Raw genomic sequence first — 11,568 nt, 5'->3', positions numbered from 1 at the left:
TGGTACGGTGCTCGAATCCTCATGTACTGGACTTACACTCCGGTTCAGCGCTTCTTGTCTACTCGCGTTTCTTTCTCAGCAGCGAGTTTCGAAAGAGGTCTAATGAAACCTAATAGGAGAGTAAAAATGAATATGAAACGGTTCTTATTAATTAGTAGCCTGGTCTTGAGTGCCTCAATTGCTACAGCACAACCATCAGCATCTGCTGCGACGGTGGTTTCTGTAAATCAAACAGGACATTATCGTCAGCATGTCGGTAAGTTGTTAACTCCAGAACAACGTTCCGAATTAGCAAAAATCAAGAGAAATCTTCATGCGCAAATGGCCCCATTAATTAAAGAAAAGCGTGCGCTCTCTATGCAAATACGAGGTAAATTAGCAACGCCTAATGCCAAATGGAGTGATATATCCAGATTAGTGGAAAAGAAAAATAGTGTTAATGCAAAAATAAATACTTTACGGGCTCAAACCCAATTTAAAACCTACCAAAAACTGGGTGTTTTATTGCCTATTCGTCATGGTCATCATTGTGGTTTTCAAAATAAAAATTCTGTCAAAAAATCATAACAGCGTTTGACGGTTTCGCGTCTTTTGCGAAACCGTTCAATCTTTTAATTCAATGACTACAACTTTTATTGGATGTTTGTCCATGTTCTCATCGGTGTGTAATTCACCAGGAACATCTTTAGAGAGATAATATGCTTTATCTTTTTCTAATTTTAGGAAATGTTCTTTTCCTTTATTGTTAACTACTTTTATTAATCCGCTATCTAAAGCAACAATTACTCTATTGTGCTCATGCCGATGCATTTTTAAAATTTGCTCTTTATTCGGGTAAATTACTGTTGTCCAGACAGAGACCTTTTCATTGGATAGTTGGGGAATACGAACGGTTTTTTTTGCATCTGCATAAGAGTTTATTGATATCAAAAATGGAAGAATAGAAAGGATCGAAGTGATGTAGTTCCGCATAATGTTCTCCAAAAATTTTTTAGGAGAACTATAATACATGGCGTTTCATTTAAGAAGATTTAACCACACATTTTTACTGTAGGGAAGATTGTTTTATTGCTCCACATCATCACATTTTTTAACAACAACCTGCTTAATCAGCTCCGTCAATAAAATGTAGTTTTGCGTTTTATGGGAGGTAGAGCGCCAGGCTACGCCAATTTCTCTATAAGCATGGTTTGTTTTTAAAGGAAGTGAAATTAAATCAGTTCCTGTAAGAATGCCGCTGTTAATCGCAAGATTAGGTAAAAAAGTAATGCCGGGTTGATGACTTACCATTTGGATTAACGTATGTAAGCTGGTGGCAAAAAAATGATTGATTTTTTTGCTTTCTTTTAATTGACATGCTTGCAATGCATGGCCTGTCAAGCAGTGTTCTTTTTCAAGAAGAAAAATACTGTTTTCAGGTAGTTTATTGATTTCTTTGTCAAATCCTTTATGTGACCATGTCTTAGGTAAGACCAGTTTAAAGTAATCTTTGCATAATATTTGGGTATGGAAGTCTTGGGTTGGATAAGGAAGCGCTAAAATCACAAGATCAAGCTTTCCCTCACTTAAATAGTGCAAAACGTTTTCTGTAGTGTCTTCTCTGATGAATAAAGTGAGCTCCGGATAGAGTTGCTGACATAGATTTTGTAGTTCACTTAAAATAAAAGGAGCAATGGTAGGAATAACCCCAAGATAAAACTTACCTTGCATTATTTTTCCTTGGTTTTGTGCATAATCTACTAAGTCATTGCTTTGCTCAATAATGAGTCGACTGCGACGAACAATTTCTTCGCCTAGGGGGGTGAATAAAAACGTTTTATGATCGCGTTCAAGGAGTTGCGCTTCTAAGGTCTCTTCAAGACTTGTAATTGCTGCACTTAAAGTCGATTGACTAATAAAACATGCGGAAGCAGCGCGACCAAAATGTTGATGGTCATATAGTGTAATCAAGTAATGCAGCTGTTTCAGGCTGATTAATCTACTCATCGATTTTTCCGATTAAAGTTATCTGTTTTATTCATTTTAAATAATTATACACCATAACTATAATTTAATTGAAACAAACGAACTGAGGAGAAATATATGCTAACTGTTGGTCAAAAAATTCCAGAATTTTCTGTTGTTGCAGCAAAACCTGGCTTTAATAATCATGAAGAAAATGGTGTGAGTGCTTTTGAAGTGATTACTGAAAAAAGTTTTCCAGGAAAATGGAAAGTACTTTTTTTCTACCCAAAAGATTTTACTTTCGTATGTCCAACAGAAATTGTGGAGTTTGCAAAATTAAATAGTGAATTCAATGATAGGGATGCAGTAGTACTTGGAGGAAGTACAGATAATGAGTTTGTCAAACTCGCTTGGCGACGGGAGCACAAGGATTTAAATAAATTAGCTCAATACAGCTTTGCTGATGTTCAGGGGAAATTGACTAATGGGTTTGGTATTCGAGATGAAGAAAGTGGGTGTGCTTTAAGGGCAACGTTTATTATTGACCCGAATAATGTGATTCAACATGTGAGTGTCAACTCATTAAATGTTGGCCGTAATCCCCAAGAAATAGTACGTATTTTGGATGCTTTGCAAACCGATGAATTATGTCCTTGTAACCGTCCTATTGGCGGTGAAACATTATAATCCGAACAAAAATTCAGAAGTTCTTACAAATATGGGAACTTCTGAGAAGGAGAGTTAAATGTCTATAGAACAGTTGAAACAAGCGATACCTGATTTTGCTAAAGACATCCGTCTTAATGTCAGTAACCTATTTGGCAATATGGCACAATCCGGTTTAACAGAAACCCAATTTTATGGGGTTGCATTAGCTGTAGCCTACGCATTGAAAGATAGGCGTATTATTGATGCCATTAAAACAGACGGATCACTCTATATCACTTCTGAATTGAATCATGCAGTAAAAACAGCGGCTGCTCTGATGGCAATGAATAATATATATTATCGAGCAATTCATTTGGCAGAAAATAAGGAACTTGCATCACTCCCTGCTAATTTGCGTATGAATGGGATGTTAAATCCTGGGGTATCTAAAGCTGACTTTGAGTTATTTGCTTTGGCAGTCTCTGCAATCAATGGTTGTGGTATGTGTATTCACTCACACGTGAAGCAGTTGTTGGAACATGAGTTGAATAAAGTTGCAGTGCAATCGGCACTTAGAATTGCGGCGATTTTAAATGCATTGTCATTTGTTTTATCACCGGATGGATTATAAGGAGATGGCTCTGGATATGGTTTAATCCAGGGCCAAAATGCGTATAGTGAAAAATTTTTCCTTCAGGAATGACCTTAATGTTTTGCCGCTCATAATTCTAGTTGATTACTTAATTAAGTAACTTACAAAAAAATATGATAAGGAACACGTTAATATGGCTATTCGCCTCACTAAAATCCATGTTGTTTTTGATGCACATGGAAATCCTTTGGCATTTTCAGCTGTAACACGCTCTAATTTAACTGTTACATTACAATTGTTTCAGTATTCCTTCTCGCTCTTTTAAGCTTATGTTGCTTAATTTATTTCCTAAATCATTTAGGTCTGAAATAATAAATTTATAATGCCCACTTATATTTTGTGTGTCCAGCCCAAGATCTCCGCTTAATATGGTTTCCCGCAAATGAGTTTTAAATTCTCGATCCTGTTTGGTTTGAATAGTTATTTGATCACCATTTACGGAGATAGTTGGTATGTCATAGCGATTAATATGTAAAGTGTCCAGATACTCTATTAGTTTCTTAAGCGTTTCTTCGGTTTCGGGATTTTGGGTTGTTAAACCTTTTATTTGAATTCCATGGTAATTAGTCATTGGTTTTACATCAAAAAAAGCTGTTTCCTGAATTGGCTCTTGTTCATTTGTATTTAAAGACATTCTTTGTTCTTCATGATGCATATATAGTTTGAGACTTAATACTAATGAGAACATTTCAGATAACTCATTGGGAAAACCACTAGAGCAATCACCTTTCTCAATAATTCTCTGTAAGTAGTTCACAAAATTAAATTGATGGCTCATCCCGGAAGAAATTGAAGTTAAAGCCCCCTCTTCTAAGGGATGTTTTTTTAGATGAGAATAAAGAGCTTCAATGGGTGCAGTAATTCTATTAATAAAATCATCAGAGTTGAGGAACCAAGGTAACCCCCCATGCGCCTTAGCTCCTTCTTCAAAGGCTTTTAATAAATTTTCCATTAGTTCTAAGGTATCTCCCTCAATTTTTGCACTTTCTTGCAGCAACATTGCTAATTTTTTATCCATGGCAACCCTATAAGCACTAAATACTTCCTCAATGGATAATATTTGATTGATTTCTTCTACTGTAAAGGGTTTTGCGGGATAAGCGATAAATTCTTTGCTGTATTGGAAGTCACAGAGATAGCCTTTTAAACGGATATGATCTATTAAATCTTGCACTGGGTAGATATAACCGGTCCTGGATCTAAAAATAGGGCTTACATTACTCATAATAGCTCTCCTTGTCTTATTTATAATCCAGTAGCCGGAATATTAGCAATCAATTATTTTAAATTTCGATAAAACATACTCACTAATTGTAGATTATTTAACCATTTCTTTCAAAAAATGGTTTCTCCGTGCAGTCTATATTGAAATGGGTCTTCAAATGGTTTTTGTCGCAAAAACTATAATTCGGATTGATTTCCTGAACCTTTCGGGAGCTCTGATGCTGGTTTGCCCCTGGACGGTTAAGTCTGCTCCAGGCTATAAAATCACTATTCTTTTATAAAAATAATCTTACTTAATTGGTGATGGTTCAAATTCCCACTTATTTCTTTTTTTAATTCCAACTCAGGCTGTCTTAAGCTTAGGCGGTTATAATTGATTAATTTTATGTTAATTAGTGTGAATTATGAAGAAAAATTCTAAAAACGATTCAAGTAAAAAGGATATAGATAAAAAACAAGACAATGGTTTTAGCATTGTACGTGCATGGCAAGCAACCAAAAGAAAAATTTTTAAAACGTCTTCAACTCAAGAGAATAATCCATCTACTGATGGAAAAAAACAAACGGATTCAACAAAAGAACCTCACATACAACAAGAAGTAAGAACTAAAATAGACTTGCCAGCGAGTACAAAACAGCCAGATAAGAGTTCTCTTATAAGAAATGGTATGATTTATCGTTATGATCAAAAGGTATCTGAGGCGAGACCTATTTCCATAATAGATACTGAGGATTGTATAGATGTTAGAGAGCTTAAGTCTGAGGCAAACGACACTTCTGCTTATCAGAAAGAAAATACAGAGGTTATTGCGCCAAAAGATAATACAGTAAGAAGAAAGAAGCCAGAGCACTTATATAAAGCACGCATATCGCAAGAAAGAGTCTATCAGCAGCCCTCCAAGACAGAACCTCTTCCACCTAGGCCAACAACCCAAGAGCTTATTGCTCGTGATGTCCCTGGCACTTGGAAACAAAAAGCGAATCAAACTATAGACATTGACTTACCCAATTCTCAAGGAAAAATTTCAGTCAAATTAATTGCTTCGAAAAAACTTGGTGGCGGAAGTTTTGGGGTTGCAAAGAAGATTTTAGTGGAACACCCAGATGGTCGTCAGGAAAAAATGGTTGTCAAAGTAATTAAGCATGGACACACCAGCGATTTTAAGCTTATTGAGCGAGAAGGTGAATTTTTAGAAGATGTTGGTATGTTAATGGGAACTAAGGTTGATGCCTCACAACATAAATTTTTTATGCTTTATGTTGGTAAAAAAGTATCACGTTACCTTATTAATGAAGATCCGGGAAACATGCAATTTAATCTTTCTAATGAAGAACGATATGCAGCGATTAATGGATTATTAGAAAGCTTAGCGAAAATTCATGAACGAAAAATTATTCATAGTGATGTGGGAACACATAATCTAGGATTAAGAAGACATCCACTTTCTGCAGCATTATTTGATTTTAACTTGTCAGTTAGGGAAGGCGAAAGGCGAGGAAATGCGGGTATTCCTCTTACAGCGGCACCGGAAATACTGAAAGGGGAAACCAATAGCTATGCGAGTGATGTTTATTCTGCAGGGATAACGATTGCCTTATTATTAGAAATTACTACTTATAAACTATTGATGGTTCCTGATACTGATCCAGCTCCAGTTGCATTCTTGGCTCCTAAAAAGGATATTCTCTTTGGAGAAGGAGATTGCGAAGAAGGGGCGATTACCAAAATGCAAAGGAAATTTGGTTTCTCGACAGAACAGGCAGAGTATATTTATTTAATGCTTGAGAAAATGACCAATATAGATCATGAAACTCGGCCATGCGCTGCAGAAGCATCCGCCGTATTCAAAGAATTATTAACATCACCTCAAATTTCAATGGAATACCATTTACACTCTTAATTGCATTATTCACTTAATGGGCTTCAGAGTAAGCCCAAGCGGTATTTTCACTTATAATTACAAAATTAATAACTTTTTCGAGGATATGCTAAATAATTGATAATCTTCCAATTACCTTGTTTGTCTTGTTCGAAGACATCCAGCCCTTCATCTACTGTTTCTGAAATGACTTTTCCGTGTTCCAAAATTTGAAGATACCAAGTGACTCTTACACTTGCCCAATTGTGGGAATGATAGACTTGGTGAAGTTTGAAGCGGTATTTATAGTCGCGTTTTTCCTGGAAAATTTTCTTGAAACCAGTACAGATTGATTGATAATTTTTAGGAGGAGCGCCTTGATAATTTGCTTGCACGTGCACTGAAAATAAGTTACAAGAGCGTTTTAAGTCTTTACTGTTGAATGCTTTTGTCCAGGCAGAAAAAATATGTTGGAATAACTGGATAGCGTTACTCTTTTCTGTAGCATAGGTTGTTGATGTGACGAAAATAGAGATGAAAATAAGAAGGATTAATCTTCGCACCATTTTTTCTGCCTTAATCTAGGACTGTCAAATTATACATCTTGCCAGTCTTCAGGCTCTAAAGGAATAATGAGCCATAGCAGTAGGTATGCGATAAGTGCTGCGCCTCCAATGAGAAAGAAAATCACAAAAATAATTCTCATCCATACAGGGTCGACACCAAAATAAACTCCTAAACCACCGCATACCCCAGCAATTTTTCGATCTTTACGGGAGCGCCATAATTTTTTATAGGGTTGATTCAATTTTTTATAAGGTTGATTCATAATTTGCCTTCTAATAAACGTAAATTAACTTATCCGGTTACGAGAATGTTAACCATTTTCTCCCTTCCACAAGACGCGCAATCATCATACTGCTTACTGTGTTGCATGTTACATTAAGCATAGTCGCAAGAGGATCAATAATAATACTAATTGCAGCTATTGCTATTAAAACTGAAGGAGGAAATCCATATACATTAAGTATAAGTAATTCACCGAGCATTCCTCCACTAGGAATTGCTCCCATTACTGTACCCACTAGTAAAGAAACTCCAAGGGCGGTAAGCAGTACCCCCGGACTTGAAAAATTTAAGTGAAAGATCCCGAATAAAAAAGCAATCTTGAAAACTCCGCCTATTACAGAACCATCTTTATGAATGATGGTACCCAAAGGAATTACTGTTTCGTAAATTTCAGGAGCGATTCGCATTTTTTTTGCTGCTATTAAATTAGCAGGAAGACTGGCGGCACTGCTGCATGTGGCGATTGATGTCACAGCAGGTAGAAAAATGTTGCTCCAAAATAATTTGATACCTCGAGCTCTTCCAGCTAAATAGGCAAATAGTGTGAAAGCAACAATAAAATAAATGATTCCAAATGTATAATAAAGAACAGCAATACGGAAGTAATTCGTCATCAATTGCGGGCCCAAGTCATGAACCAAAACAGCAAAATAGGCAAAAAAACCCAATGGTGCATAATACATAATCAAAGTAAAAACACGCATAAAAATTTCTTCGCCTGCTTTTAAAAAATCAATAAATGTTTTTCCTTTGTCGTTAGTATTCGCTGCGGCTAAGCCCACTAAGATTGAAAAGATAATGAGTGCCAAAATATGCTGATGCGAAAGAAGTTTGCTAAACTCAGGAACAGTAAAAATACCAGCCATTTGATTGAAGAAATCTAAGGCAGTGTTTTTTTCTGGAACACTAAGTGGTAAGGCAACGCCTTGAGCAGGTGGAAATAAACTGACAATAAAAAGAGAACAAGTTGCGGCTACGATTCCAGTAAATAAAAATACAATTGTCATATAAAAAGCGATCTTACCCAGTTTGCCCATAGGACCAACCCGTGCTATTGCCGAAGAAACGCTAAAGAAAATCAAAGGAACAATTGCCGTAAAAATTAGGTTAAGAAAAATCTCTCCAAAAGGTTTTAAGTAGGGAGTAATCTGGCCAAAAAAGTAGCCTGTGAGACCTCCTAGTATAATGGCTGTAACTAAAATAAAGGGGAAAAAATAAGAGCCAAAAGTTTTTCGGGTACTCATCAACCAGTGTCCTTAAAAATTTTAGGAGCTGTTGCTATTGTATCTCTTTGTCTAGGTAGCATGCTATACATTGATGAGTCTTTTAGGAAAGGTAAATGATGCCAGGGAACGAATACTTTAATGTAAGTGGAGAAAATTGTATGCAAGTTTAATTTTCTAGCCCAATTTTATCATTAAATTCAGCGAGATACAGTCATTTTTTGGATATGGAGAGCAATAATTGAATCAACAGTTCTCGCTATGTATAATCAACTCCGCTTCTAATGCAATAATTGCGAGGACCGTTATGCCTAATCCCGTTGTTTACAATTACACCAACCTCACATCCTGGCAAGAAGAATTAACTCCACTTGAGCTGCAAATAACAGAAAGTTTGCAATTTATTAAAACGCAGAGGCAATCACTTAGACTCCTCCAAGAAGCATTGAGTCCTCTAAGCTTACGCATTTCCTTAATACAACACCAGATTGATATGAATATAGGCCTAGGGGGATATAATCGAACTCTGGATACATTCAAATTGCAATTGGAATTAGAAGATTTGCTAAGGCGAGCTGATGTACTCACAAGAACTATGCAACCTTCTCAACACGCACTTAATGAGGCCCAAGCCAATTTTAGGGAATTGTCCGCTCGGCAAGCATGGTTAAAAGAGCACATTCCTGCAGCTCAATCGTTTTTAAATACATTACAAGAAGATCCTTTAGGAGCGGTGCAGACTTTAACCAGGAAAATCTGGGACGCTTTCATTGATTACGAAGACACCCACTTGACCGGTCTTTCGCCACAGGTACGTATCTGCTTGCTTAGTGGTAGATATTTGCATCTACTGACTTCTTATCCCGGAGGATATTCTTCTGACTATGTGAATTCATTCCATCGTAGCAATTATCTTCGGTTGTGCGGTTTTTTATGGGATGTGTACTCCAAGGTAAAACACGAAAAAAGAGACGCCGAATTTGAGAAGATCTTAACAAGTCTCATTGAAAGTACCCATGTTGATCACCATGGTGATTTACCTTATCCAATATTAACCGGTTATAATGCAACTACCTGGTTTGAAAGCAATAAACAAAGTGCGCCAGGATGTTTTGCATTGAAAGAACAGGATTTACCCAATTTAGAAGAGCAAATCCTTAATAACGCACTTGCTTTTATTGCCCAGATAAATAGGCTAGTTCAACCTACTGCATTACAAAAACATATAATTAATGCGGCCAATTTAATTGACGCAGAAGTTAAATTGAAAAAACAAAAGTGTGAGGAAATTGATTACCATTTTTATGGACGAGCAGCTCTCATTTTGAATGATGCTCTTGCTAAACCTAGGGATAAGCAAGCAGCGAGGCGGTTAGGCGATATCGCAGAATATGCATCAGGAAGCACCTCGGTGGGTAAACAAGTTTTAGGGGGGCTTCTTATTGTGTGTGGCACATTGCTTATGAGTGCCAGCATTGCTGTTTTTATAACCACTTTCTGTTCAAGTTCCGTGCTAAGCGCTTGGGGTTTTGCACTGGGACTTAGTTTATTTGAAGCAGAACTTGTTTTCGGAATAACCTCTTCGCTAGCAGCTGCTACTGGAATCGGATTAACATTTTTTGCAGGCCCTACTGCGATTGAGTCAGGAGCACGTAAAGGTTTATCTCAGGAGCTTATGGATATTAAAGAAGGGATTGAAAATTATGGTGAACCACCAGCTTATAGTGCTCCTGTCTTAAATTATTAGTTCTTCCTCATTGCATCATTGAACCATACTCTATAATCTAGTAAAGATGACCGGAGTTTTTGTTTTTTGGCAGAAACTCCTTTTCTCTTTTCTTTCCTATGGGCAAATGAAGATGAGGCATAAATATTTCTTTAGACAGAAGGGTTCTCATGACTCGCATAAAGAAAAAAATCAAGAATGCTGTATTCAAATTCCCTCTGCTAAAGATATAGCGCAAATGCATAATATGCCGGCAGGTGCTGATGAAGATCAATTTAAACGGTTAAAACATATGGTACAGGTGATTGTCGACACTCAATCTAAAGATTCGTCATTACCTGTTGTCACTACAGATGTTGTGGAGTTACCCACGCATTGGAACCAATTATTTTCCGCAATGAAGAAAGGCAATGCGGAGGCGGTATTGGCACTTTTTGCTCAATTTCCTGAAAAGGATGAAATTCTTCGCGCGTTACTTGCGGTACATACACAAGAATATATTCAGGAAATCATTGTTTATTGCATTCAAGCCCAACAAAAAGGATGGAAACAATTATCTCCAGATATTCTTATTACTCCAGGAGCATTTGAGGTATTGATTAAAGATATCGCAATGACTCTATTTCACTCGGGAAAAATTCATTTTTCTTTTGGTTTGCCTACCCATCATGCTTACAGTAATGAAGGAAGTGGTTTTTGTATTTTAAATAAGTCAGCAGTACTAATTAAATACCTGCAGAGTTTATCGAGTAAGCCATTGAAACACATTATTGTTGGGACTGACGTAAATAGAGACAATGGTTTATGCGATATTTTAATGAACTCTGCTTCAGATATGGATATATGTCATATAGATATTTTTGATTCGAGAGTATATCCCCAGCAGGATGATGCTTTTATTTCTCAGACCTTCAAACAAAGTGGGAAAGATGCGGGACAAAAAATTCAGTCATGGCAGCGAGGAAGTTTAGACTATTTTGCAGTGGATTTAAGTCTCACAATCCGTAAACCAGGCATAGTACACCCTGCTTTGGTTTTTGCATTAGAGAAAATTGAGCAGCAAATAGAGCAGGCCAAAAAAAATCATCAGAAAGTAGCTCTATTGTTGCCTACCGGTTGGGATTCACATGAAGAAGAAACCGCTTATTGTGGAAAGTATGTTGAAGGTGAATTAATGGGGACTGCTGAGGCACGAAAAACTCGTTTTAACTCAAAGGACTTGATCTATTTTTATGAAGGTCTATTTAAACTGTATCAAGAAAATAAAAATCATATTGAAAGAATATATTGGGGATTAGAAGGTGGATATGATCGAAATATGTATGAGCAACAAGTTCAATTGTTGATGTCACTTGTTTTGAAAGATATAGTCCATCAGGAGACACATCAAATTGTGCCTGATAGTCCTAAAAAAGTGTAGGGAAGTGCACAACTTCCCAAGCA

12 protein-coding genes are annotated in these 11,568 nt (G+C 36.7%); 6 read left to right on the top strand and 6 right to left on the bottom strand.

The features are described 5' to 3' along the window. The first annotated feature begins 126 nt into the window (after positions 1–126). Positions 127–567, top strand: coding sequence for a Spy/CpxP family protein refolding chaperone (locus LXO92_RS16295; protein WP_182350589.1), 441 nt, complete (start codon positions 127–129; stop codon positions 565–567). A gap of 36 nt (positions 568–603) precedes the next feature. Here the strand turns inward: LXO92_RS16295 and LXO92_RS16290 are convergent, their stop codons facing one another. Both LXO92_RS16290 and LXO92_RS16285 read right to left on the bottom strand, forming a co-directional pair. Continuing rightward, positions 604–972 (bottom strand): cupin domain-containing protein, encoded by a 369-nt coding sequence (locus LXO92_RS16290; RefSeq protein WP_182350588.1) that lies wholly within the window; start codon positions 970–972, stop codon positions 604–606. Positions 973–1,065: 93 nt separating this feature from the next. After that, the gene (locus LXO92_RS16285) at positions 1,066–1,986 is read right to left on the bottom strand and encodes a hydrogen peroxide-inducible genes activator (protein ID WP_182350587.1); all 921 of its coding nucleotides are present in this window, start codon (positions 1,984–1,986) and stop codon (positions 1,066–1,068) included. A gap of 96 nt (positions 1,987–2,082) precedes the next feature. On the opposite strand from LXO92_RS16285, the gene LXO92_RS16280 reads away from it, so the two are divergent. Then, positions 2,083–2,631 (top strand): peroxiredoxin, encoded by a 549-nt coding sequence (locus LXO92_RS16280; protein ID WP_182350586.1) that lies wholly within the window; start codon positions 2,083–2,085, stop codon positions 2,629–2,631. A gap of 58 nt (positions 2,632–2,689) precedes the next feature. Next, positions 2,690–3,223 (top strand): carboxymuconolactone decarboxylase family protein, encoded by a 534-nt coding sequence (locus LXO92_RS16275; RefSeq protein WP_182350585.1) that lies wholly within the window; start codon positions 2,690–2,692, stop codon positions 3,221–3,223. A gap of 250 nt (positions 3,224–3,473) precedes the next feature. Here the strand turns inward: LXO92_RS16275 and LXO92_RS16270 are convergent, their stop codons facing one another. Further along, entirely contained in the window at positions 3,474–4,469 is a 996-nt protein-coding gene (locus tag LXO92_RS16270; RefSeq protein ID WP_182350584.1) for a hypothetical protein, read from the bottom strand. A gap of 403 nt (positions 4,470–4,872) precedes the next feature. Here LXO92_RS16270 and LXO92_RS16265 point away from each other — a divergent pair, with 403 nt between their 5' ends. Next, complete coding sequence (locus LXO92_RS16265; protein ID WP_182350583.1) at positions 4,873–6,369, top strand: protein kinase domain-containing protein; 1,497 nt, start codon at positions 4,873–4,875, stop codon at positions 6,367–6,369. A 65-nt stretch (positions 6,370–6,434) separates the two neighbouring features. Here LXO92_RS16265 and LXO92_RS16260 read toward each other — a convergent pair whose 3' ends face one another. Genes LXO92_RS16260 through LXO92_RS16250 form a run of 3 tightly spaced genes read right to left on the bottom strand, consistent with a single transcriptional unit; the run spans position 6,435 to position 8,423 of the window. Then, positions 6,435–6,893 carry a YybH family protein gene (locus LXO92_RS16260; protein ID WP_232891318.1) on the bottom strand — a complete coding sequence of 153 codons (459 nt, stop codon included), beginning with the start codon at positions 6,891–6,893 and terminating at the stop codon, positions 6,435–6,437. A gap of 29 nt (positions 6,894–6,922) precedes the next feature. Continuing rightward, positions 6,923–7,156, bottom strand: coding sequence for a PspC domain-containing protein (locus LXO92_RS16255; protein WP_182350581.1), 234 nt, complete (start codon positions 7,154–7,156; stop codon positions 6,923–6,925). Positions 7,157–7,193: 37 nt separating this feature from the next. Beyond that, positions 7,194–8,423, bottom strand: a complete 1,230-nt coding sequence (locus LXO92_RS16250) for a dicarboxylate/amino acid:cation symporter (protein WP_370529169.1) — start codon at positions 8,421–8,423, stop codon at positions 7,194–7,196. Between the two features lie 283 nt (positions 8,424–8,706). Here LXO92_RS16250 and LXO92_RS16245 point away from each other — a divergent pair, with 283 nt between their 5' ends. Continuing rightward, on the top strand, positions 8,707–10,146 hold the full coding sequence (locus LXO92_RS16245) for a hypothetical protein (RefSeq protein ID WP_182350579.1): 1,440 nt from the start codon (positions 8,707–8,709) through the stop codon (positions 10,144–10,146). Between the two features lie 112 nt (positions 10,147–10,258). Then, complete coding sequence (locus LXO92_RS16240; RefSeq protein ID WP_182350578.1) at positions 10,259–11,545, top strand: acetylpolyamine aminohydrolase; 1,287 nt, start codon at positions 10,259–10,261, stop codon at positions 11,543–11,545. The last annotated feature ends 23 nt before the right edge of the window (positions 11,546–11,568 follow it).

Origin of the sequence: Legionella resiliens (genome assembly GCF_021344005.1) — a bacterium.
In the GTDB taxonomy this organism is placed as follows: Bacteria; Pseudomonadota; Gammaproteobacteria; order Legionellales; family Legionellaceae; genus Legionella; species Legionella resiliens.
This window is presented reverse-complemented; position numbering and strand designations above follow the sequence as displayed.

What these genes read in the sequence shown, in the direction of transcription:
- LXO92_RS16295 (WP_182350589.1), top strand. Translation starts at nt 127, where the DNA reads ATGAATATGAAACGGTTCTTATTAATTAGTAGCCTGGTCTTGAGTGCC.
- LXO92_RS16290 (WP_182350588.1), bottom strand. Translation starts at nt 972, where the DNA reads ATGCGGAACTACATCACTTCGATCCTTTCTATTCTTCCATTTTTGATA.
- LXO92_RS16285 (WP_182350587.1), bottom strand. Translation starts at nt 1,986, where the DNA reads ATGAGTAGATTAATCAGCCTGAAACAGCTGCATTACTTGATTACACTA.
- LXO92_RS16280 (WP_182350586.1), top strand. Translation starts at nt 2,083, where the DNA reads ATGCTAACTGTTGGTCAAAAAATTCCAGAATTTTCTGTTGTTGCAGCA.
- LXO92_RS16275 (WP_182350585.1), top strand. Translation starts at nt 2,690, where the DNA reads ATGTCTATAGAACAGTTGAAACAAGCGATACCTGATTTTGCTAAAGAC.
- LXO92_RS16270 (WP_182350584.1), bottom strand. Translation starts at nt 4,469, where the DNA reads ATGAGTAATGTAAGCCCTATTTTTAGATCCAGGACCGGTTATATCTAC.
- LXO92_RS16265 (WP_182350583.1), top strand. Translation starts at nt 4,873, where the DNA reads ATGAAGAAAAATTCTAAAAACGATTCAAGTAAAAAGGATATAGATAAA.
- LXO92_RS16260 (WP_232891318.1), bottom strand. Translation starts at nt 6,893, where the DNA reads ATGGTGCGAAGATTAATCCTTCTTATTTTCATCTCTATTTTCGTCACA.
- LXO92_RS16255 (WP_182350581.1), bottom strand. Translation starts at nt 7,156, where the DNA reads ATGAATCAACCTTATAAAAAATTGAATCAACCCTATAAAAAATTATGG.
- LXO92_RS16245 (WP_182350579.1), top strand. Translation starts at nt 8,707, where the DNA reads ATGCCTAATCCCGTTGTTTACAATTACACCAACCTCACATCCTGGCAA.
- LXO92_RS16240 (WP_182350578.1), top strand. Translation starts at nt 10,259, where the DNA reads ATGAGGCATAAATATTTCTTTAGACAGAAGGGTTCTCATGACTCGCAT.